The sequence below is a fragment of the Shewanella sp. AS16 genome (assembly GCF_021412365.1).
GTDB classification, from domain to species: domain Bacteria; phylum Pseudomonadota; class Gammaproteobacteria; order Enterobacterales; family Shewanellaceae; genus Shewanella; species Shewanella salipaludis.
The window spans coordinates 1-338 of sequence record NZ_JAKCLK010000110.1 but is presented as its reverse complement, the minus strand read 5'-3'; the positions used below and the strand labels follow the sequence as shown (position 1 = coordinate 338).

The window sequence follows — 338 nt, the reverse complement described above, 5'->3', positions numbered from 1 at the left end:
TACAGCAATTATTAGATCTGTTGAGACAGAACGATATTATCAGATCCTGAGACACCACCGGGTTTTCATGCCCGGTTCGTCAAAGTAACAGGATCAGATATGCGTAACAGCCACAACATTACATTAACAAATAACGACAGCCTTACTGAGGTTGAAGACACCACATGGTCGCTGCCTGGCGCTGTGGTTGGTTTTTTATCGTGGCTGTGCGCGTTGGCAATTCCGATGTTGATTTATGGCTCTAACACGCTGCTCTTTTTTATCTACACCTGGCCTTTCTTTCTGGCGCTGATGCCCGTCGCTGTAGTGGTGGGGATTGCACTGCATTCATTGATGGA

Annotated in this window: 1 protein-coding gene; it reads left to right on the top strand. The window is 46.7% G+C overall.

All coding sequences use genetic code 11. The features are described from left to right. Positions 1–99: 99 nt before the first annotated feature. A partial coding sequence (locus LZP73_RS19565) for a DUF3561 family protein (protein WP_234236584.1) occupies positions 100–338 on the top strand: 239 nt, incomplete at its 3' end.